The organism is Pandoraea sputorum, assembly GCF_000814845.2.
Classification (GTDB): domain Bacteria; phylum Pseudomonadota; class Gammaproteobacteria; order Burkholderiales; family Burkholderiaceae; genus Pandoraea; species Pandoraea sputorum.
On the sequence record NZ_CP010431.2, the window covers coordinates 1091775 to 1111815 of the forward strand.

Annotated in this window: 19 protein-coding genes; 12 read left to right on the plus strand and 7 right to left on the minus strand. The window is 63.1% G+C overall.

Annotation, left to right across the window (positions count from 1 at the left end; translation table 11 throughout):
- The first annotated feature begins 19 nt into the window (after positions 1-19).
- Positions 20-622 carry a sigma-70 family RNA polymerase sigma factor gene (locus tag NA29_RS05010; protein ID WP_052252533.1) on the plus strand — a complete coding sequence of 201 codons (603 nt, stop codon included), beginning with the start codon at positions 20-22 and terminating at the stop codon, positions 620-622.
- Complete coding sequence (locus NA29_RS05015; protein ID WP_052252534.1) at positions 619-1314, plus strand: anti-sigma factor; 696 nt, start codon at positions 619-621, stop codon at positions 1312-1314. The genes NA29_RS05010 and NA29_RS05015 overlap by 4 nt, the downstream gene beginning before the upstream one ends.
- Positions 1315-1935: 621 nt before the next feature.
- Here the strand turns inward: NA29_RS05015 and NA29_RS05020 are convergent.
- A complete protein-coding gene (locus NA29_RS05020; RefSeq protein WP_084103457.1) occupies positions 1936-2235 on the minus strand; it encodes a DUF3955 domain-containing protein in 300 nt (99 codons plus the stop codon).
- 223 nt (positions 2236-2458) lie between these two features.
- Between NA29_RS05020 and uraH the strand changes: the two genes are divergently transcribed.
- Together uraH and NA29_RS05030 are read left to right on the plus strand one after the other, a co-directional pair.
- Complete coding sequence (gene uraH, locus NA29_RS05025) at positions 2459-2869, plus strand: hydroxyisourate hydrolase (RefSeq protein WP_039396381.1); 411 nt, start codon at positions 2459-2461, stop codon at positions 2867-2869.
- Positions 2870-3225: 356 nt separating this feature from the next.
- Positions 3226-3762, plus strand: coding sequence for a hypothetical protein (locus NA29_RS05030; protein ID WP_197701869.1), 537 nt, complete (start codon positions 3226-3228; stop codon positions 3760-3762).
- Positions 3763-3795: 33 nt separating this feature from the next.
- Here the strand turns inward: NA29_RS05030 and NA29_RS05035 are convergent, their stop codons facing one another.
- The 4 genes from NA29_RS05035 to NA29_RS05050 all read right to left on the minus strand — a co-directional run bounded on the left by NA29_RS05035 (position 3796) and on the right by NA29_RS05050 (position 10176).
- Complete coding sequence (locus NA29_RS05035) at positions 3796-5436, minus strand: gamma-glutamyltransferase family protein (protein WP_039396384.1); 1641 nt, start codon at positions 5434-5436, stop codon at positions 3796-3798.
- A complete protein-coding gene (locus NA29_RS05040; RefSeq protein ID WP_084103459.1) occupies positions 5433-8066 on the minus strand; it encodes a branched-chain amino acid ABC transporter ATP-binding protein/permease in 2634 nt (877 codons plus the stop codon). The genes NA29_RS05035 and NA29_RS05040 overlap by 4 nt, the downstream gene beginning before the upstream one ends.
- A complete protein-coding gene (locus NA29_RS05045) occupies positions 8063-8941 on the minus strand; it encodes a branched-chain amino acid ABC transporter permease (RefSeq protein ID WP_039396387.1) in 879 nt (292 codons plus the stop codon). Before NA29_RS05045 ends, NA29_RS05040 begins: the two co-directional genes overlap by 4 nt.
- 83 nt (positions 8942-9024) lie before the next feature.
- Positions 9025-10176 (minus strand): ABC transporter substrate-binding protein, encoded by a 1152-nt coding sequence (locus NA29_RS05050; protein WP_052253196.1) that lies wholly within the window; start codon positions 10174-10176, stop codon positions 9025-9027.
- A gap of 546 nt (positions 10177-10722) precedes the next feature.
- On the opposite strand from NA29_RS05050, the gene NA29_RS05055 reads away from it, so the two are divergent.
- The 7 genes from NA29_RS05055 to NA29_RS05085 all read left to right on the plus strand — a co-directional run bounded on the left by NA29_RS05055 (position 10723) and on the right by NA29_RS05085 (position 17832).
- On the plus strand, positions 10723-11700 hold the full coding sequence (locus tag NA29_RS05055) for a polysaccharide deacetylase family protein (RefSeq protein WP_052252535.1): 978 nt from the start codon (positions 10723-10725) through the stop codon (positions 11698-11700).
- An 85-nt stretch (positions 11701-11785) separates the two neighbouring features.
- A complete protein-coding gene (locus NA29_RS05060; RefSeq protein ID WP_174555898.1) occupies positions 11786-12697 on the plus strand; it encodes a GntR family transcriptional regulator in 912 nt (303 codons plus the stop codon).
- Between the two features lie 9 nt (positions 12698-12706).
- Complete coding sequence (locus NA29_RS05065; protein WP_039396391.1) at positions 12707-13342, plus strand: flavin reductase family protein; 636 nt, start codon at positions 12707-12709, stop codon at positions 13340-13342.
- Positions 13343-13546: 204 nt separating this feature from the next.
- Entirely contained in the window at positions 13547-14980 is a 1434-nt protein-coding gene (locus NA29_RS05070) for an MFS transporter (protein ID WP_039396394.1), read from the plus strand.
- Positions 14981-15038: 58 nt separating this feature from the next.
- The gene (locus NA29_RS05075) at positions 15039-16238 is read left to right on the plus strand and encodes a CaiB/BaiF CoA transferase family protein (protein WP_039396396.1); all 1200 of its coding nucleotides are present in this window, start codon (positions 15039-15041) and stop codon (positions 16236-16238) included.
- Between the two features lie 2 nt (positions 16239-16240).
- The gene (locus NA29_RS05080; protein ID WP_174555899.1) at positions 16241-17077 is read left to right on the plus strand and encodes a citryl-CoA lyase; all 837 of its coding nucleotides are present in this window, start codon (positions 16241-16243) and stop codon (positions 17075-17077) included.
- Positions 17078-17247: 170 nt separating this feature from the next.
- Positions 17248-17832: a hypothetical protein gene (locus NA29_RS05085; protein WP_039396402.1), complete on the plus strand. Its 585-nt coding sequence runs from the start codon at positions 17248-17250 to the stop codon at positions 17830-17832.
- A 36-nt stretch (positions 17833-17868) separates the two neighbouring features.
- Here the strand turns inward: NA29_RS05085 and NA29_RS26220 are convergent, their stop codons facing one another.
- Together NA29_RS26220 and NA29_RS05090 are read right to left on the minus strand one after the other, a co-directional pair.
- Complete coding sequence (locus NA29_RS26220) at positions 17869-18093, minus strand: IclR family transcriptional regulator (protein ID WP_257125716.1); 225 nt, start codon at positions 18091-18093, stop codon at positions 17869-17871.
- Complete coding sequence (locus tag NA29_RS05090; RefSeq protein WP_257125717.1) at positions 18018-18614, minus strand: IclR family transcriptional regulator; 597 nt, start codon at positions 18612-18614, stop codon at positions 18018-18020. Before NA29_RS05090 ends, NA29_RS26220 begins: the two co-directional genes overlap by 76 nt.
- Before the next feature lie 233 nt (positions 18615-18847).
- On the opposite strand from NA29_RS05090, the gene NA29_RS05095 reads away from it, so the two are divergent.
- Entirely contained in the window at positions 18848-20020 is a 1173-nt protein-coding gene (locus NA29_RS05095) for an AAA family ATPase (RefSeq protein ID WP_039402406.1), read from the plus strand.
- The last annotated feature ends 21 nt before the right edge of the window (positions 20021-20041 follow it).

The window sequence follows — 20041 nt, forward strand, 5'->3', positions numbered from 1 at the left end:
GTAGTCGATCTTCGGCGGCATGCATCAACATGCCGCCGAGCGTTTCCGAGAGGTGCCTGTGCACGAAAAGACGGACGAGTTTGACTACGAATCGACGATTGCGGCATGCGCTCGGCAGGATGCCGAAGCATTGCGGCAACTCTATGCGCGGGATGCCGCCTATCTGCTTGGCGTCGCGCAACGAATCGTGCGTGACCGACAACTGGCTGAAGATGTGTTGCACGATGCGTTCGTCAGCGTATGGACGCAAGCGGCGACGTTCGATGCCGCACGCGGCGCGGGTCGCGGGTGGATCTTCAGTATCGTCCGTCATCAGGCACTCAACACCGTGCGACGCCGGAGTCAGGAAGTCGATATGGACGAGGACTCGCTCGACGCTCATATGAACGCCACCACAGCGCATCTTCCGAATACATTCTCTGCGCAAGCCGATCCACTGATGCATGGACGTCTGGCACAGTGTCTGGAACGGCTGGACGGCCCCCGACGCGCCAGTATCCTTTATGCCTATCTTGACGGCTGCTCGCATAGCGAAATCGCGGAGCGCCTCCGATCGCCATTGGGCAGCGTAAAGGCGTGGGTACGCCGCGGCCTGCAATCGCTTCGGGAGTGCATGGAATGACGCCGGAAGAGCTCAGCGTGCTTGACGACCTGGCAGGCGAATACGTCCTCGGCACCCTGACGTGGGAGCGCAGACGCGCCGTGGAGTCGCGTCTGCTGCAAGAGCCAGTCCTTGCCGCAAAGGTCGCCCAGTGGGAGTCTCGCCTGCAACCGTTGGCCGACACGGTCGCGCCGCTGACGCCCTCCGGAAAACTTTGGTCGCGCATTAGCCGCAGCGTGTCGGGCGCGCGGCATTCGATATGGCGTCGCTGGTGGGACGACATCCGCTTCTGGCGGCTGGCCTCCGGTGCCGTGACCTGCGCGGCGCTGCTCCTTGCCGTCACGTTAGGGGTGAAAGTCCGCACCCCAGCGCCACCGCCCCGATTCGTCGTCGTGCTGGCCTCTCCGCAGGATAAAAGCCCGGGCTGGCTGGTGCAGGTCGGGGCGGATCGGAAGTTGCGCCTCATCCCACTGAAGTCAGAGCCGACGCAGGCGGATAAGACTTTACAGCTATGGACGAAAGCCGACGGATGGTCCGGCCCTGTGTCGCTGGGATTGCTGCGCGCCGGGGAGTCCGTTGAGGTCTCCGTCGAAAGTCTGCCACAGCTCCAACCGAATCAATTGTTTGAAATTACGCTGGAGCCACCACAAGGCTCACCCATCGGCCGACCCACCGGACCAATACTGTCGATCGGTCGTGCGGTGGCAACTTAATATAGTTCGCTCCCGAGGCATGACACATGCTAATGGGGAGTGTTCAACCCATTGTCCATCGCACTTTATGCTGCGGTGTTTTCCTCAGTGGTATTCACTCACGTTCTGACACAGACGTTCTTCGCTATGCGGCTAATGTGGATGCTTCAACGACGTGCCGATACTGAGCAGTCCCGCTCGTCATATCGCGCGCGGTTATTGCGACGGCCTATCGTCGCATTAACGCACGGATCGACTTCACGTGTGAAGGGCTCATGATTACGCTGGGGATCGAGCAGACATTTATTTAGAATTGCTCCCGGTTGAACTGTTTGAGCGGCCACTTTGCGTGTTGGTAATTGTCTACTGCGGGTCGGTTTGCACCGATCGCAACGGGCAGAAGTCAGCCAGATGTAGGGGTCATCAGATACCTCTTCATGGCGAGCATTTTCGCCTAAATTAATGCCCGGATCGATTAGATCACTACAGGTGGCGTTCCTCGACGCCAAACGGAGCCTGCATGATTCTGGTTGCTCCTGCGTCTACCACTAACGGAAACCGCTGACGACTACGACGCGCAGCTTCCCTGGAACAGACCAGTCGGCTTACGTCGAGCGATCTACTGATCGCAGAACAGCCCCTTCATTTGGTGCCCCGCAATTGGCGGCGATATAGCGTCATGGCTCCGCGTACCAAGCTACCGATTACGCCGATCACGACCATCAGCAATCCCACCGGTACCAATGCGAATGGCTCATGCAAAAAGCCTCCCGCATCGACTTCTGATCCGATGACAGCGAACGCGATCCAACATGCGAATCCGGCGAAGATGAAGCATGCACAGATCGTCCAATATCGACGGTGATCAACATCTCTTACCGCCGCGACGATCGCCGCAATGAGGGCAGTCGCTGAAACAAGAAGTAGTGCGAACTGAATCATAGGTTCACTGGCTTGGCCTCGACACGGCGCATTCTACATACGTTGCGGGACGTGATTCACGGATCACTTGTTCCGTAGTTCTGCTTTGGCAAATGCACCCAAACATTTGGGGAATTTCCTCTCTTTTGGCGAGTTGATAGGACGTACGATTAGTGACGCGCACATCAACCCGTCAGCTGGTCTACAGCTGTATACGTAGTTTTTGACCATGAAGAGATAACGTATGTTGAAAAAATGCATTTTCGTTGTTCTTGCTTTTTGTCTGCTGCCAGTCCGCGTAGCCATGGCGGACGTTAATCCGATTAGCGTGCATATCCTTGATCAGCAAACCGGAAAGCCGCCTGTTGGAGTGGTTGTTGAGCTTGAGCGGATGAATGGAGGCGCGTGGAAGAAAATTGCGTCGGGCGAAACGGATGCGCAGGGGCGAATCAGATCTCTTTTCCCGAAAGGCGAGCGTTTCACAAAAGGTGAATATCGCGTTATTTTCAAAACAGGGGAATACTTTGGGAAGCTGAAGCAGGACACGTTTTTCCCTGAAATTCCGGTGATGTTCCGTGTCGTAGATGCAACTCAGCACTACCACATTCCATTGCTTCTAAGTCAATTCGGTTATGCGACCTATCGAGGCAACTGAATTAGTATTGCGCTTCGGCGTGTGCGTAGCATTTAAGATCTTCCCGCCAGCTTAGGCGGGAGAGGGAGGGTACGATGCCCCGTGCAGGATAATGTGCGCCCTGCATGTCAGTTTTTTTTGAGCGTCTGGATCATGCTGGCTCTCGGACTATTCACGCGTGCCGTTGCGTCGCCCGTTGTCCGGCGGAGGGTGGGGTTAGCTACGAACTCGGACCGACCCGGCCTTGTAAGACGGCGCGAAACGAGCCGGTGAGCGAATGAAGTACATCCGCTAGGCTCGGACGCTCAGTGACTGGACGTCGACTAAACTGCACGACATCCGTAGCCGTCCAACCTGACGCACACGAAAGTCCCTGCATGCCCCTGACAACTTTGCCACGCGGCTCCCACGGCGGGCTACGCGTTAGCCCCCGATGGCCCGCGCGCTACGTTCGTGTGGATGCCGCTGTTCTGAAAGCCCTTCAGCATATTCAAACGCAATTGCCTGAAGACATCACGCTGATCCTGACGCGAGGCTACGAAGCGCGCGCGTCCCGACTCGGCTTCGCGAGGACGTGGTTCCGCAAGTTCGGCATCGGCGTGTTCCGTCGGCTTTACCCCAATCGGCAACACGAAATCCCCGATATTTTTGGCAGCAACGGTCACGATATCGACGGCACACACGTCGACGTCTCGTTCTGCGCAAGCGGACGTCGCATCCGTATGCTCCCGCTTGGCGTCTTTACTCCCTCAAGCTGGCAGCAGCGCCGGGTCGAACGTCACGCGTCGTCCCTGAACTGCATCCTCACGTTGCTAAAGCAATACGGATTTCAGATCCACCGCAATGCGACGGAGCGCTTGCAGATTCATTGCGACTTCCGACCCGACCAAAGAGTCCAGAGCACTAGTCCTTGATCACCCGGAAGTTCCCAACGAACCCGATGTCACCTAAACCGCCAACGCCGCGCCATCGCTGCGAGGGTCATGTGCGCCCGTCGCAACACCGTCCTGCGCAATCGCAATGACGCCTGCCTGTCCGGCCAGCGGGCTGTGGGCAGGTAAGGGCGCCACTGAATGTCCGCGCTCGCTGAGGCTGTCGAATACCGCTTGCCCGGCATCGCGCTCGAGTTTGAGATTGTCCCGACTGTCGGAGAACGTACGTCCGAGCAGAAAGCGCGGATGAGATAGCGCCTCTTGCGGGGACATCCCGAAGTCGATCAGTCGGGTCAGCAATGCGCTAAGCGTTTGCGGTTGTCCGTCGGCTCCCTGAGTGCCGTACAACAACCGTGCGCGTCCGTCTTTCAGATACATGCCCGGATTGAGCGTGTGAAACGGTCGCTTGCCCGGCATGAGCGCATTCGGATGCGCGCTCCCAATGGGACGAAACGCTGCGCCCCGGTTGTGCCAAAGCACGCCGGTATCGCCCGCCACGACACCGCTTCCCCAGTCGAAATAGATGGTTTGCAGAACGCTCACGGCCCGTCCTGCCGCGTCGGTCGCGGCGAAATACACCGTGTCGCCCTCGCGAAACCGATGCGGCCATTCGAGCGCCGTACGATCGTCGATTCTCGAGGCAGCGGACCGAAGATGGTCGTCCGACAGCATGGCCGCGACGGGAACGTCGACGAACGCCGGATCCGCGACGTAACGGTCGCGATCGAGGAACGCCTGTTTCACGGCTTCGACCAGCCGGTGGTAATACGTCGCGCTGCCATGCTCGCAGTCTTTCAGACCGACGCGTTCGAGAATGCCCATGATCTGGAGCGTCGTGACGCCCTGCGTGGGCGGTGGCATCGTCGCGAGCACGCCGTCTGCATACGGCATCGTCAGCGCAGGCGACACATGCACACGCGTGGCGGCAAGATCGTCGCGCGTGAGCGGTGCGCCTGCCGCCTGCAAACCGCGCGCCATGCGCTCCGCCAGCTCGCCCTCATAGAATTCGCGCGGGCCGCCGTCAGCCAGCCGACGCAATGTCGCTGCCAGCGCCGGTTGGCGAAATGTCTCGCCGACGGCCGGGGCGCGACCGCCGGGCAGAAACGCCTGTCCGAAGCCTCGCCACGTCGACGCGTCGTGCATCTCGTCGGCGCGATAGTTGTACCAGAAGTCCTGAGAGCGACTCGTCGGGAATCCCGCGTCGGCGGCCGCGATCGCCGGTGCGAGCAACGATGCCCACGACAATTGCCCGCCCCACGTGTCACGGCTGATGCGGAACGCCGCTTCCCATGCTGCAACCGTAGCCGCTGAGGTCAATGCGGCGCACGGCCCGCGCACGGGAATTGCCTCGCCACCGAGACATCGTGACGGCAGATGCTGTGCCGCTTGCCCAATGCCGGAGATGGCAAGCGGCGCAGTGCCGCCCTCGGACGCACCGTCGGCGACAAGCCAGAAACCGTCGCCGCCGAGGCCGGTGAAGTGAGGCATCGTCACGCACAGCATCGCGGCCATGGCGATGCCCGCTTCGATGGCGTTTCCGCCTTGTTGCAACACGTCGCGGCCTGCAGCACTCGCAAGCGTGTGCGGGCTGGTCACCAGTCCACGACGCCCACTCGCGGCACCGGGCGACGCGCAAACCGTCATGTCACGCATCATGCTGCCGCCCCTGCGCCATGCTCTCCCCCGAGATACGCTGCCGCGAGACGCGCGTCATCTGCCAGTTCACTCGCCGCTGCGCTGACCGTCACACGTCCCTCTTCGAGCACATAGCCACGGTCGGCAATCGACAGTGCCATGGCCGCCATCTGATCGACGAGCAACATCGAGAGCGATTCGCGGCGCAGCGCATCGAGCGACGCAAACAACGACGCAATCACCTTCGGGGCCAGACCGAGCGAAGGCTCGTCGAGCAACAAGACGCGCGGCGACGACATTAGCGCACGCGCAATCGCCAGCATTTGCTGCTCGCCACCGGAGAGCAGGCCCGCGCGTTGATGCTGGCGCTCTTGCAGTCGCGGGTAGCGAGCAAACATCTGTGCGATGCGTGCGTCGAGCGTGGCTTTCGGCAAACGTCCGCACGGGAAAGCGCCGAGACGCAGGTTGTCGAGGACCGACAACTCCGGGAACACCTGACGCCCCTCAGGCACGAGCACCACGCCCAGCGCCGCGATCTGCGCGGCATCCAGACGTGACAGATCACGTCCATTGAAGGTGATGCCGCCCTTGACCGGACGGTGCAGCCCCGCGAGTGCGCGCATCAGCGTCGACTTGCCTGCGCCGTTGGCACCGAGCAGGGCGACGAGTTCACCTTCGCGCACCTGAATCGACACGTCGTGCAACACCGGCGCCGCACCGTAATCCGCCGTTAACTTGCCGACCCCGAGGATTTCCGGTGTCACTGCCTTTTCGCGCGCTGCCTGGGCCGGGGCCGTGGCAGCGTCGGTTGTGTCGGTTGTGTCGGTTGTGTCCGGGACCGACGCCCCCAGATAGGCCTCACGCACCCGCTCGTCATGACGAATCGCGGCGGGTGAGCCCTGTGCAAGGAAGCGCCCCGCGTCAATCACGACAATGCCGTCCGATACGCCCATCACCAGCGACATATCGTGCTCCACGAGTCCAACGGTGACGCCGCTGTCGGCAATGCGACGCAACAGCTTGCCCAACTGCGCCTTGTCCTGCGTCGAGAGCCCGGCCGCAGGCTCATCGAGCAGCAGCACAGACGGATGTGTCGCCAAGGCCCGCGCGATTTCGACCAGACGCCGGTCGACGTGCGCGAGATCGGCGGCCATCAGATCGACATCCCCCAGATAGCCGCACGCACGCAGCAACGTCAGGGCCTCCCGGCGCGGTGTCTCGCCGCGCATCCGGGCGCTGCCGAGCAGTGCGCCGAGACGTCCGGCACTGCGTGCGAGCGTGACGTTATCGAGCACGCTCATGCCGCCGAACAGTTGCGACGTCTGATACGTGCGCGCCACCCCACGCCGCGCGCTGTCGCAAGCGCCGCGCGCCGCCAGTGCGTGACCACCCAGCGCACGCGTGCCGGACAGCGGCCGGTAAAAGCCGGAAAGCATATTGAGGACGGTCGACTTGCCCGCGCCGTTGGGCCCGATCAGGCTGGTCACCCGCCCCGCAGGCAATGTGAACGAAAGATCGGCGACGGCCTTGACGCCGCCAAAGGTCATCGTCAGCCCCTGCGCCATCAGTTCCTTTCGTTGCGATGCTTCAAGCACCGGCAGAGCCAGCGTCGATGTCGCCGCGAGGTCCGTGCTGTCCGACACGACACGTCTGCGCGACATCCACCATTGCCCGAGCACCCCAATGACGCCATTGGGTGCGCCCCAAAGCACGACCAGCAGCAATACGCCGAAGCACAACAGACGCATGTTCTCCAGACTCGCCAGAAACTCCGGCAGCAAGCCTACGATCACGGCCCCGACGAGCGGTCCTGCAATCGTGCCCGCCCCGCCGATCATCACGACGAGCACGAAGAGAATCGATTGCAGAAACGAAAACATGCCCGGTGTGACCATGCCTTGCAACGGTGCAAAGAGTCCGCCCGCAAGTCCGGCGAGCGCGGCAGAAAACGCAAACGCCACTGCCTTCACAACCAGTGGGTCGACACCGATCGATGCGGCCGCCGTCTCGCTGTCGCGCACCGCGCGCATGGCAGCGCCCCAGGTGCCACGTGAAATGCGAACGTAGACGACGAGTGCGACCGCCAGCACCGCCAGCGCGGCCACGGCCACCACCCGTTCGCTGCCCGCTATGCCGAATGCGCCCGGCGGCGTCACGCCCATCAGTCCGTTCTGGCCGCCGGTCAATGTGCGCCATTCCACTGCGCCATGCTCGACGATGAACCCGAACGCAATCGTCACCATCGCGAGTCCGGGCCCGCGCACGCGCAGCGCCGGTAACGCCAGCAAGGCGCCGGTGAGTGCCGCGATGACGCCACCCGCCAGCCACGCTGGCCAGAACGGCCAGCCCGCCTGTGTCGTCAGAATCGCCACGGCGTAGGCGCCAATCGCATAGAAGCCGACATGGCCGAACGACACCTGTCCGGTCAAACCCAGCAAAAGGTTCAGGCCCACGCCGCAGATGGCCAGCAGCGCCACGCCCGCGATCACCACCACGAAATAGCCGTTCACCACACACGCCGCACCGGCCATCGACAGGAGCGCGACGGCGATTACGCCGCCCAATGCCAGATCGTCGCGCGAACGCGGTGACTTTGTCGTTGCGCGGGCGCTGTCGGCATTCGATGCCATTTTCAACACGGAATCGCTCATACCTTACGTACCTCCGCTCGACCGAACATGCCGTCCGGACGCATTGCCAGCAACACGATGACCAGACCGAACGTGATGATTTGTGTATAGCCGGATCCGAGCGTCGCCGTGATCATCGCCTCGGCAACGCCGAACAGCAGACCGGCAATCATCACGCCCCACGCGCTGGACAATCCACCCAGAATCGCGACAGCGAAGGCCTTGAGACCGAAGACCGTGCCCATGTCCGCCTGAACGTTGAACAGCGGCGCAATGAGTACGCCTGCAATCCCGGCGAGCAGTGTCGACACAGCGAAGGCCCCGGCGATGGTGCGCCGGATCGGAATCCCCATGAGGCGCGCCGCATCCCGGTTCTGTACAACGGCCAGCATGGCGATACCCCAGCGCGAGCGTCGCAATACGTAATGCAGCACACCGGCGAGCGCGAGACCGACGACCGGGATCAACAGTTGCAACGGATACACGCCAAGCCCGGCGCCGCCGATCTGCAACGCGCTTTGCGCGAGCGGCGAGGGCAGGCTGCGCGGCTCCGTGCCGAACGTCAGCATGACGAGGTTATCGAGCACGATGCCGAGCGCCACCGTCGCCATGAGCCAAGCGCTCGAGCCGCGCCGCACGAACGGCTGCACCGCAAGCCGCTCGACCACCAGACCGTAGATGGCGCACAGCGCGAGCGCAGCAGCGACGGCGAGCGGCATCGGCCAGCCGAGCGTCTGCGAAAAGGTGTACGCCAGTACGGCGCCGAGCATCATTGAGCTGCCCTGCGCGAAGTTGACCGTCGCGCTCACCGCGAAAGTCAGATGAAAGCCTAGCGCCATGAGACCGTACATACTGCCGAGCCCCAGGCCGGCGACGAGCGCCGAGATCCATTGCATGAGATGTCCTCCGGGACGCTGCCGCGGCAGCGCCCGTTCGTTGACGCCGTCGTGTCTACGACGACGCAGGCATTACTTAAGAATTACTTCGCCGCGACCTTTGCTCCCGCTGCGGTCACCGGCACGATGCGGTTGTCGATGAATTGCGCCCACACGTAGTCTTGCGCAGAGAGCGCGTCGTGCTGCTGCTCGCTGAACGGCTTGACGTAGGTCTTGATGAGGCCCTCGTAACGGTCGATCTTGTAGAAGCCTGCGCGGATCGCATCGCCGTTGGTCGAGCCAGCGCGGTCGATGGCGAGCGCCGTGAGACGCATCGCGTCGTAGGCATTGGCAACGCCCACCGCCGGCGTGATGTCATCCGGCCCCTTGATGTCGGGGTACTTCGCCTTGAGCGCAGCCACCACCCGCGCACTCACCGGCGACGTCGCACCGAAGAAGCTGTACGTCTGCACGAAGTGCACGGTTTTGGCGTTGGGACCGGCGAGTTCGGTGAAGCGTCCGCCTGCCGGACCCCAGTGAGAGACGATGGGCACCTTCCAGCCCATACGGTCGAGCGACTTCACCACCTGCGCTGACGGCCCGACGTTGCCGACCATGAGCAGTGTGTCTGCACCGGCAGCCTTCAGGCGTCCCAATTGCGGTGTGACGTCCACGTCGTTGGCTTCGAATTTCTCGACCGCCGCAGGCTTCATGCCCTTTGCCGAGAGCGCTGCGACGATGCCTTTCTCGTTCGATTCACCCCACGGGTTGTTCACGAGAATGAGGCCGAGCTTCTTCGCACCGAAGGTCTGCTGCGCGTAGTTCACCATCGCGCCGTCGACGATCTCGTCGACCGCCGAGACGCGGAACACGTAGTTAGGATTCGCACCGTTGCGGGTAATCGGCGTGCCTGCCGCCCACGGTCCCATGAACGGCACCTTTTCCTGGTTGGCGATCGGGACGATGGCCATCGAGACCGGCGTATCCAGCCCACCGAAGAGCACCGCCACCTTGTCCTTGTAAATGAGTTCGCGCGCGGCGAGCACGCCCTTGGCCGGGTTGCCCTCGTCATCGCGACGCACCAGTTCGAGTTTGCGACCGCCGAGTACGCCGCCGCTCGCGTTGATCTCGTCGATGGCGATGGTCATGCCACGCGTCAACGCGTCACCCGCTCGCGCCGACTGGCCTGAGAGGGCGGTGACGAGACCGATCTTGATCGTTTCCGCTGCGTAACCCGAAACGCTGGCAAAGGTCATACCCGCGGCCGCCAGGGCGAGCGCGCCGGTGCGCAGCCAACGGCGGCGGGCGGGGGCGGCAAGCGATGCCGGGCACCCGGTGAGAGTGGTGAGGGCGGAGCAGGGGGTGTGGCGACGTGCAGAGGCAGACATGAGCAATCTCCGTAAGAACACATAAGACACATCTGAAGCGATTCGAAGACGAGGAGCGCTCTGGCATCGGGCACGCCTCACAATGTTTCCGCCGTACGCAAGAGGCGTGCCACCACGTCGACATTTCGTGGCAATCGCCTTGCACGATATGCGCGGCAATGTGTTGACGATCTGGCATTGAAATTGCGAACGATTCTGTGTGGTGTTCGTTGACGACGCGTTTTGCGCCAACTCGGAACGCGCGCGCACTGCAGCAGTGCGCGGATGTTTCAAGACGGCTCATGACGCGGGTGCATGTCCGGCCGTGTGGTTGCCCGATGCCGGACAAGCGATTCGAATAACGAACGATTCGACGATGAATGAACGGCTTTGGTCGCTGAGCCTGCGAAGCCGTACCGTAATGACGACATACCGATGACTTCTGCTCTGACGCTTCCGGAACGTGACGATCTGGCGAACGACGACACGCGCTTCGGCGCATTGCGTTCTCACGACCGCTTCGACTATCTGCCGATCACGGCGCGCGATACGTATCGATGGCCCAATGGCGCGCGCCTGGCCGTCTATCTGGGTTTCAATCTGGAGCACTTCGCCTTCGGGGAGGGAATGGGCGCAAATCTCGGCCCCGTCTCGCCGCAGCCGGACGTGCTCAATTTCAGCTGGCGCGAATACGGCAATCGGGTCGGCGCCTGGCGTTGCCTGGACTTGTTCGACGATCTGTCGATGCCCGCAGGTGTCGTGCTCAATACGTCGCTGCTCGATCATTGCCCTGCGCTCGTGCACGCCTGTGTCGCTCGCGGCGACGAGCTGATCGGACACGGCCACACGAACGCGCAACGTCAGAGCGACTTCGAGCCCGCGCACGAGCACGATCTACTCATGCACTGCCGGTCGCGTCTGACGCAGGCGACGGGATGTGCTCCCACGGGATGGCTCTCGCCGTGGATCTCGGAGACGCATCACACGCCGGATTTGCTCGCTCGTACCGGCTACCGCTATACCTTGAACTGGTGCCACGACGACCGTCCGGTGCGCATGCGAACCGCCCATGGAACGCTCTGGTCGGTGCCCTATCCTCAGGAGGTCAACGACATTCCGATGATCGTCGGTCGTCAGATGGACGGCGTGGCATTCGCCGACATGATTGCCGACAACTTCGACGAGATGTACGCGCAGGCGGAACACCCGACTCGCGCTCAGCCGCTGGTCATGGGGATCGCGTTGCATCCGTATCTCGTCGGGCAGCCCTACCGGTTGCGGCACCTGCGTCGCGTGCTCACACCGATCGTGCAAGCGGCACAGCGCGGTGAGATATGGCTCACGCGCCCGGGCGATATCGCCGCACACGTCGCCTCTGTTAGTCTGACGCGGCCCGATGCCGTGATGGGGTGAGGGCATCATGACGCTCAAGCCTTACTGTCCCGATTGCACGGATTGCACAGATTTTCCGACGTCGACCTTACTGCCTTCAACTGCTATGCCTGCCAACAAGCCTGCGCCGCGTGCGCGCCGCCATCCTGCCAGTGCTGCCACAGACACCGCAGCGACCGGGCTCGCCGGATCCCGGCCGCTCTCGCTCCACTCCCTGGACTCATCGCCGGACGACGATGCGCTCGAGCAGAGCGCCGAGACGCGCGTCGAGACGCACATCTACCGGACCATCGTCGATGGCGTGCTTGCGCACCGCCTGACGCCCGGCACCAAGCTCCCCGAGCCCGAGCTTTGTCAGCTCTTCGACGTGGGACGGGCGGTCGTGCGCAGAGTGCTGGAACGTCTGGCGCATGACGGCATCGTTACGCTGCGTCCCAACAAGGGGGCGGTGATCGCCGAGCCAACGCCGGAAGAGACGCGCGAGATCTTCGAAGCGCGACGCGCGCTGGAGCGCGCACTCGTCGAGTTGGCGGTGGCAAAGGTGACCGATGAGGATCTGGCCATGCTGCGTCGGCAACTCGATGCCGAGCATGCGGCCATGCACCGCTTCGATCAGCCGTCGTGGGCACGGCTGGCGAGTGACTTCCATCTGCGCGTGGCGGCGCTCGCAGGCAATGCAGTGCTCCTGCGCTATCTGGGTGAGTTGATCTCGCGCTGCTCGCTCATCGTGGGGTTGTACGAACCGCCGGGCTACGCGCCGTGCGAGCACGACGAACACACGGCCATCGTGGCGTGCATCGAGCGACGCGATGCCGCAGGTGCCATCGACCGTATGCAATCGCATCTGGAGGAACTGGAGCGACGCATCGAGACCACCCGAATGCGCGGACAGAAGAGTCTCGCCTCGCTGCTCGGCTTGCCGGAAACCGGCGCTGCGCCGCGCGACGCCGCCACACCGTCCGCCAAATCGACGAAATCAACCAAATCCACCAAATCCACCACTCGCCAGCGCGCCTGAGACCATCGCATGGAAATCGACTTCCGGGAAATTACGGCCTATCAACGCTACAAGTTGATGGCCAGCCTGATCGTGCCGCGGCCCATTGCGCTCGTCACGACGCTCAACGAAGGCGGCGTCGTCAATGCCGCGCCGTTTTCGATGTTCAACATGCTGGGAGAAGAGCCGCCGATCGTCATGCTCTCGATCAACCGGCGCGACGACGATTCTCTCAAGGACACCGCAACGAATATTCTGCGCACGCGCGAATATGTCGTGCACCTGACGGACGAAGCGATGGCCGCGCGCATGCACGCGTGCGGCGAGCGTTTGCCGCCGACACAAAGTGAACTCGTACATGCGGGGCTCACCCCCGTGGCGAGCAGCCTCGTCGCCCCACCGCGCATCGCCGAAGCCCCGGTCGCGTTCGAATGCACGCTATGGGAAACACTCGAGACACCGAGCCGCCACATCTTCATCGGACGCGTTGAACGCATGCACGCGCGCGACGAACTGATCGACACGCAGGCGTGGCGTGTGCGTCTGCAAAACTACTTCCCAGTCGGCCGCTTCGGCGCGAGCTTTTACGTCGATACGCGCAATCGATTCTCGCTCGAATGCCAGGACGGTCAGCCGACCGCCACCACAGCGGTGGACGAGATGTAAGGACGTGGCGGCCATCGGCCAGGTCCACAGGTCTGAACTTGCGGCGGGCTTAAGCGCTCGCCGCACCCGCTTTATCTCCGCGTAAACCCCGATACCCGCCCGCTATACCGAGGCATACCCTTCGACTTCTCATAAAACAGAACGTCATTCTGTCTGACAGAACTTCGCGGAATGACCTGCAATGCAATCCAAAGGAGGATTGAGATGTCGAGTTTGCCTGTCGGCGCGGTGCACGAGTCGCCCGCCGCCCACTCAGGGCCGTCCGACGCAAGTCGGCAGATCAACGCGCGCATCGATCGGTTGCCCGCCACACGCTCCGTCTGGATGCTGATCCTGCTGCTCGCGCTGGGCGGCTGGTTCGAGTTCTACGATCTCTTCTTCACCGCGTACGTGGGCCCCGGCCTCGTCAAGAGCGGGTTGTACTCCACGACGACGGCGTCGTTCTTTGGCGTGTCGGGCCTCGGCGCGTTTGTGGCGGCGTCCTTCGCGGGGCTGTTCATCGGCACGTTCTTTCTGACGGGGCTGGCCGACCGCTACGGCCGTCGCACGATCTTCACCGTCTCGCTGCTCTGGTACTCCATCGCCACGCTCATCATGGCGTTCCAGACCACCGCGCCGATGATCAACCTGTGGCGCTTGATTGCGGGGATCGGGGTCGGCGTCGAGCTGGTCACCATTGATACGTATGTGAGCGAACTCGCGCCGAAGCATCTGCGCGGCCGGGCCTTCGCCTTCATGCACCTGATTCAGTACCTTGCAGTGCCCGCGGTGGCATTGCTGTCGTGGTGGCTGGTGCCGCAACAAGTTTTCGGGATGGACGGCTGGCGCACGGTGGTCATCATCGGTTCGCTGGGCGCGCTGATCGTCTGGGCGATCCGTCGCCGTGTGCCGGAGAGCCCGCGCTGGCTCGCGCAGCAAGGCCGCACGGCCGAGGCCGAAGCGATTCTCTCGGCGCTCGAAGCGCGCGTGCAACGCGAGTCCGGCCGCCCATTGCCGCCGCCGGTGCTGAGCGTGGAGCCTGCGGCGACCAAGGCGAAGTTCCGCGAAATCTGGCAGAAGCCGTATCGCCGTCGCGCCATCACGTTGCTGGTCTTCAACCTGTTTCAGGCGATCGGTTTCTACGGCTTCGCGTCGTGGGTGCCCACGTTGCTCGTGTCCAAAGGCATCACGATCACGCACAGCCTGATGTACTCGTTCGTCATTGCGATCTCGAACCCGTTCGGTCCGCTCATCGGCATGGCGATTGCCGATCGCATCGAGCGAAAGACGCTGGTCGTGCTCTCGGCGCTGGGCATCGCAATCTTCGGTTCGCTGTTCGCGGTGCAGACGTCGCCCGCCATGTTGATGATTCTCGGCGTGGCGATCACGCTGTGCGGCACGCTGCTGTCGGTGGGCTATCACGCCTATCAGACCGAGCTGTTCCCCACGCGCATTCGTGCCCGGGCCGTCGGCTTCGTGTACTCGATGTCGCGTCTGTCGGCCATGTTCTCCGGTTTCATGATTGCCTTTGCCCTGCGTCATTTCGACGTGACCGGTGTGTTCGCGCTGATCACGTTTGCGATGGTCATGGTGATGGCGTCCATCGGCCTGTTCGGGCCGCGTACCAACCAGCGCACGCTGGACGAAATCTCGCATTGATGTGCACTGATCCGATGCATCTCGCTTCAACTGAAACACGCATTCCTGGGGGCCAACAATGGCATTGCCGCTAGCCGGGGTGAAAGTCCTCGATCTCTCCAACGTCCTCGCGGGACCATTCTGCGCATATCAACTGGCGCTCATGGGGGCGGACGTGACCAAGGTCGAAAACCCCGAAGGGGGCGATCTGGCTCGTCGACTCGGGGCAGACAAAGCGGCGGCTGCACGTCAGATGGGCGCGTCGTTCGTGGCGGTGAACGCGGGCAAGCGCTCGCTCACGCTGAACCTGAAAGATCCACGCGGCAAGGCCATCCTGAAAGCGCTGGTGGCGTCGAGCGACGTGCTCGTCGAGAACTTCCGTCCGGGCGTGATGACGCGTCTCGGTCTGGATTTCGACGTGCTGCGCGAAATCAATCCGCGTCTCGTCTACTGCGCAATCTCGGGCTTCGGCGCGGACGGCGAGTTGTCGTCGCGTCCTGCCTACGATCAGATCATTCAGGGGATTTCGGGCGTGATGAGCGTGACAGGCGACGCGCAGAGCGCGCCGTTGCGCGTCGGCTATCCGGTGTCCGACACCGTCGGCGGTCTGACGGCCGCGTTCGCCATCTGTGCGGCGCTGCTCGATGCGCGCACGACAGGTCAGGGCCGCATGCTCGACGTCTCGATGCTCGAAGCCACGCTCGCGACGATGGGCTGGGTCGTCTCGAACTACCTCAACGCGGGTGTCGCACCTGCGCCGATGGGCAACGAGAACTTCACCGCCGCGCCGTCCGGCACGTTCCGCACCGGCGACGGTCTGCTTAACATTGCGGCGAACGAGACGCGTCAGTTCGTGAGTCTGTGCGCGTTGATCGGCCGCCCGGACATCGCCGTTGATCCACGCTTTGCGCAACGCGACACGCGCAAGCAGAATCGCCACGCCCTCAAAGCGGAAATCGAAGCGGCGCTCGCACACGACAGCGCGGCTAACTGGGAGACGAAATTCGTTGCGAGCGGTGTTCCGGCCGGGCGAGTTCTCTCGGTGCCGGACGTTCTCGCACATCCGCATCTCGCTTCGCGCGAATTCGTGCGCGAACTGGATGTGCCGGGCGAAGCGCAGCCGCAGCGCGTGACGCGCGCGGGCTTCCGTCTCTCGGGCGGCGATGCCGCGCCAGGCGCACCCGCACCGTCGCTCGGCGCGGATACGCTGAGCCTGCTGAGCGATCTGGGCTATGACCCGGCCTCCATCGACCAACTGCGCGCCGACGGCGTGATCTGACCATGAACCCGACACTCGATGCTGCGGCGCTGTGCGCCGATTACTGGAGCACGTCGATCATCGATATCCACCCGGGATCGATCAACGTGCGTGGCTATCCGATTCAGGCGCTGATCGGCCATGTGAGCTTTCCGCAGATGATCTGGCTGATGCTGCGCGGCGAGTTGCCTACCGATGCGCAGGCACGATTGCTGGAGGCGGCGCTCGTCGCGTCGGTGGATCACGGACCGCACGCACCGTCGATTGCGATCTCGCGCATCGCGACGAGCTGCGGATTGCCGCTCAACGGCGCGATGGCCTCGGCCATCAATGCGCTGGACGACGTGCATGGCGGCGCTGGACAGCAGGCCGTCGAGCTGTATCAGGACATCGCGCAGCGGCTGGCGGATTCGACCGCCGAAGTCCCCGATCTCGCCGACGCGGTGGCTGAGGGCATCGCTGCGTTCAACGAAGCCCACGGGAAGTACCTTCCGGGTTTCGGTCATCGCTTCCATCCGGTCGATCCGCGTGCGACGCGATTGCTCGCCATCGTCGACGATGCCGTAGCGCAAGGGGTGATCGACGGCCATTACGCGGCCATCGCACGCGGGATTGAGGCGCATCTGAAGGCACGCAAGCAAAAGCCGGTGCCGATGAACATCGACGGCATTACGGCCGTGATCTACGCCGAACTGGGGTTTGCGCCGGAGCTGGCGCGAGGGGTGTTCGTGTTGTCGCGTGCCGTGGGCATTCTGTCGCACGCGTGGGAGCAGCGCGGACGCGGCGAGCGCAACAAAGGCCCGTTGCCGCGTCAGTTGCCGTATCGCTATACCGGTCACCCCGAACGCGAACTGCCCTGAGTGCTGTACCGACGCTGATCCTGCAGAGACGGACACGCTGATGAATCCCAATCGCGCACCCCATCTTCTTCCCAAGAGGGTGCGAGAAACGAAAGCGTGTCGTTCGTTTCGAAAGTGTCGACGTACTCCCCGTACCAGAATGAACTCCCCAGCTTTGATGGAGAACCATCATGGAAGTGAGTCTGACGGGTGTGAATTCCGGTACTACGACCCAGGCGCTGACTGAGAGTCAAGGGACTGACGGCAGGGCTAAGGTGGCCCACGCCGTCGGAAGTGATCTGAGAACTGTGAGCCAGATGCTCACGCCGGAGGCTCTGGCGTGCACTGAGATCGTTCGCTTCTGGCAGGTTGCCGACGCGCTGAACGAAAAATTCGGCCCGCGGGCGCTTGCCGCAAGTTTGAAGGCGGATGCGACGTTCCTTGCGCGATTTCAGCAGGCGATCGTTTCGCGCGACGGCGCGTTAGGTGTATTCGTCGAAGACCTGATGGGGACTGCGTCCAGGCCCAGGCGTCAAACGGTCGTCGACGCGATGGTTCAGTCGTTCGACTTCATCCCGGATACTGCCCGGGTCGATGCCGTTGAAGCGCTGCTCAATTACAAGGTCGACGAGAAGGGCGGCAGCGTCGCTACCGACGGCGTAGGTGTCATCGCACTGCGCGGATTTTGCGATGAGATTTTCGAAAAAATTCCGCTTACGGGCAGGACGTACGTGAAGGATCTCTTCGACAAGTACGAAATCGAGCTTGATGTATGACAGAACCTCGCGAGAGCGATGACTCGCCTGAGCGTTTCAGCCCTCTCGTCGTTTCCACGCAGCACGCAGCGCCCGTGAGTCACCGCCGAGTCCGTCGGTGGCGCGCGCGGCGCAGGAAAACAGATCCGTCAGGTGCCGGTCGATGAACGCGCGGTCGATGCGCGAGCTGGGCCCGGCCAGCGTCACTACGCCGCGCAGCGTCTGACGCACACCGAACACCGGCATCGACACCCCCGCCGTATCGCGCTCGCGATCGCCCATCGAAACGCTGTAACCCACCTCGCGAATGCGGTCGTAGACGTCGCCCTTCTCGCCGCCGAAGGCCAGCAACGCCAATCCCCCGAGCCGTGTTCGAGCGGCAGCACATCGCCCTCGCGCACGTGGAATCGCACGGCATGTGTTGAATCGACGCGGTGCAGACACACACGCACGGCGTCGTCCCTCACGTAGAACGACACACTCTCGCCGCTCACATCGGCCAATTCGCGCATCAGCGGCAGCAGAATGTCGCCGAGGTTCAGGCTGCGCTGATACAGCGCGCCGAGCATGAACGTGGCCGGGCCGAGCTGATAGCGGCCGTCGTCGAGCCGCATGAGCATGCGGTGCTGGATGAGCGCGCCCGCCAGACGCAGTAGCGTGCTCTTGTAGAGACCGGTGCGGGCAGCCAGTTCGGCCAGCGTGAGGGCGCTGTCGTCGGGTTTGAACGCGAACAGAATGGCGCAGGCGCGGTCGATGACGGCAACGCCGGAGCTGTCTTTCGGTTCAGGGGTAACGTCTGACATCGGGGCAGGCGAGGTGTCGCAGTGAGAGGTCGAAACGGTGAGTTTATGTCATGTGGGCGCGGCTGTGCGTCCCGGCTGTGCGTCTCCTGAGCCGCGGGCCGCCCGCGAAAGCTGTGCGCGCCGGATTCAGGGAACGGCAGCCGCGCGACGTGCTCGAAGGGATAATCTGCGAACTTCACCGTCCTTGCTTCCCGTACTCTTTCGCTGCATTTGCCCACGTTCTCCCGCTTGCCATGCTTACCGCCCTCGCTATCGACAACTACCGCTCCATCCAGTCGCTCGTGATGCCGCTCACCCGGCTCAACGTCATCAGCGGGGCGAATGGCAGCGGGAAGTCCAATCTTTATCGCGCGCTGCGCTTGCTGGCCGGCACGGCTAGCGACGGCATCATCGGCCCCATCGCCCGCGAGGGCGGACTCGGCTCCGTGCTATGGGCAGGGCCGGAGACCATCAGTGCGCGCATGCGTCGTGGCGAAGTGCCGATTCAGGGCGGCCCGCGTCAGAAGCGGGAGCGCCTGCGTCTGGGCTTCAGCAGCGACACCTTCGGCTATGCCATCTGCATGGGGATGGGCGGCGCTGGCGGCGTTTCCATGTTCAGTGCCGATCCGGAGTTCAAGCATGAGAGCATCTGGGCCGGTGAGTTTCTACGTCCGGCCACTGCGCTCGTGGACCGACAGGGGAGTGTGGTGCGACGCAAGGCGGGGCGCGAGTGGGACATCCTCACCAGCAGTCTGCCTCGCTTCGAGAGCCTCTTTTCTCACATTGCCAACGACAACACTTGCCCCGAGGTGTTCACAGTACGTGAGCGCATTCGCAACTGGCGCTTCTACGATCACTTCCGCACCGACGCAGATGCTCCCGCTCGGTGGCCCCAGATCGGTACGCGCACGATGGCGCTGCATCACGACGGCCGGGATCTCGCCGCCGCATGGCAGACGATTCGCGAGATCGGCGACCACGAGGCGCTGGCGCAGACGGTGGCGGACGCATTCCCCGGCGCGAGCGTCACGATCGACGGCACGGGCCGTGGCGGGCTAATGCTGGAGTTCAATCAGCACGGTTTGCTGCGACCGTTGAGCGCCGCAGAACTGTCCGACGGGACGCTGCGGTTTTTGCTGTTGAGCGCCGCTTTGCTCACGCCGCGTCCGCCTGAACTGATGGTGCTGAACGAACCTGAGGCGAGTCTGCACCCCGACCTCATGCCCGCGTTGGGACGTCTGATCCGTCGCGCATCGCAGCGCAGTCAGGTGTGGGTCGTGTCGCACTCGCCGCGTCTGGCGGCGGCGCTGGAAGAGGACCCCGAATGCAATTCGATCCGCCTGGAGAAGTCCTTCTCGGCGACGACGATTCTCGGCCAGCACGCGCTCGAGCGTCCCGCATGGCGATGGGCGGATAACGGTAAGTGACACTTCGTCAGGCACTTTCCC

Bases quoted from the DNA above. Each gene is read 5' to 3' on its own strand.
- NA29_RS05010 (WP_052252533.1), top strand. From the start codon at position 20: ATGCATCAACATGCCGCCGAGCGTTTCCGAGAGGTGCCTGTGCACGAA.
- NA29_RS05015 (WP_052252534.1), top strand. From the start codon at position 619: ATGACGCCGGAAGAGCTCAGCGTGCTTGACGACCTGGCAGGCGAATAC.
- NA29_RS05020 (WP_084103457.1), bottom strand. From the start codon at position 2,235: ATGATTCAGTTCGCACTACTTCTTGTTTCAGCGACTGCCCTCATTGCG.
- uraH (WP_039396381.1), top strand. From the start codon at position 2,459: ATGTTGAAAAAATGCATTTTCGTTGTTCTTGCTTTTTGTCTGCTGCCA.
- NA29_RS05030 (WP_197701869.1), top strand. From the start codon at position 3,226: ATGCCCCTGACAACTTTGCCACGCGGCTCCCACGGCGGGCTACGCGTT.
- NA29_RS05035 (WP_039396384.1), bottom strand. From the start codon at position 5,436: ATGATGCGTGACATGACGGTTTGCGCGTCGCCCGGTGCCGCGAGTGGG.
- NA29_RS05040 (WP_084103459.1), bottom strand. From the start codon at position 8,066: ATGAGCGATTCCGTGTTGAAAATGGCATCGAATGCCGACAGCGCCCGC.
- NA29_RS05045 (WP_039396387.1), bottom strand. From the start codon at position 8,941: ATGCAATGGATCTCGGCGCTCGTCGCCGGCCTGGGGCTCGGCAGTATG.
- NA29_RS05050 (WP_052253196.1), bottom strand. From the start codon at position 10,176: ATGACCTTTGCCAGCGTTTCGGGTTACGCAGCGGAAACGATCAAGATC.
- NA29_RS05055 (WP_052252535.1), top strand. From the start codon at position 10,723: ATGACTTCTGCTCTGACGCTTCCGGAACGTGACGATCTGGCGAACGAC.
- NA29_RS05060 (WP_174555898.1), top strand. From the start codon at position 11,786: ATGCCTGCCAACAAGCCTGCGCCGCGTGCGCGCCGCCATCCTGCCAGT.
- NA29_RS05065 (WP_039396391.1), top strand. From the start codon at position 12,707: ATGGAAATCGACTTCCGGGAAATTACGGCCTATCAACGCTACAAGTTG.
- NA29_RS05070 (WP_039396394.1), top strand. From the start codon at position 13,547: ATGTCGAGTTTGCCTGTCGGCGCGGTGCACGAGTCGCCCGCCGCCCAC.
- NA29_RS05075 (WP_039396396.1), top strand. From the start codon at position 15,039: ATGGCATTGCCGCTAGCCGGGGTGAAAGTCCTCGATCTCTCCAACGTC.
- NA29_RS05080 (WP_174555899.1), top strand. From the start codon at position 16,241: ATGAACCCGACACTCGATGCTGCGGCGCTGTGCGCCGATTACTGGAGC.
- NA29_RS05085 (WP_039396402.1), top strand. From the start codon at position 17,248: ATGGAAGTGAGTCTGACGGGTGTGAATTCCGGTACTACGACCCAGGCG.
- NA29_RS26220 (WP_257125716.1), bottom strand. From the start codon at position 18,093: ATGGGCGATCGCGAGCGCGATACGGCGGGGGTGTCGATGCCGGTGTTC.
- NA29_RS05090 (WP_257125717.1), bottom strand. From the start codon at position 18,614: ATGTCAGACGTTACCCCTGAACCGAAAGACAGCTCCGGCGTTGCCGTC.
- NA29_RS05095 (WP_039402406.1), top strand. From the start codon at position 18,848: ATGCTTACCGCCCTCGCTATCGACAACTACCGCTCCATCCAGTCGCTC.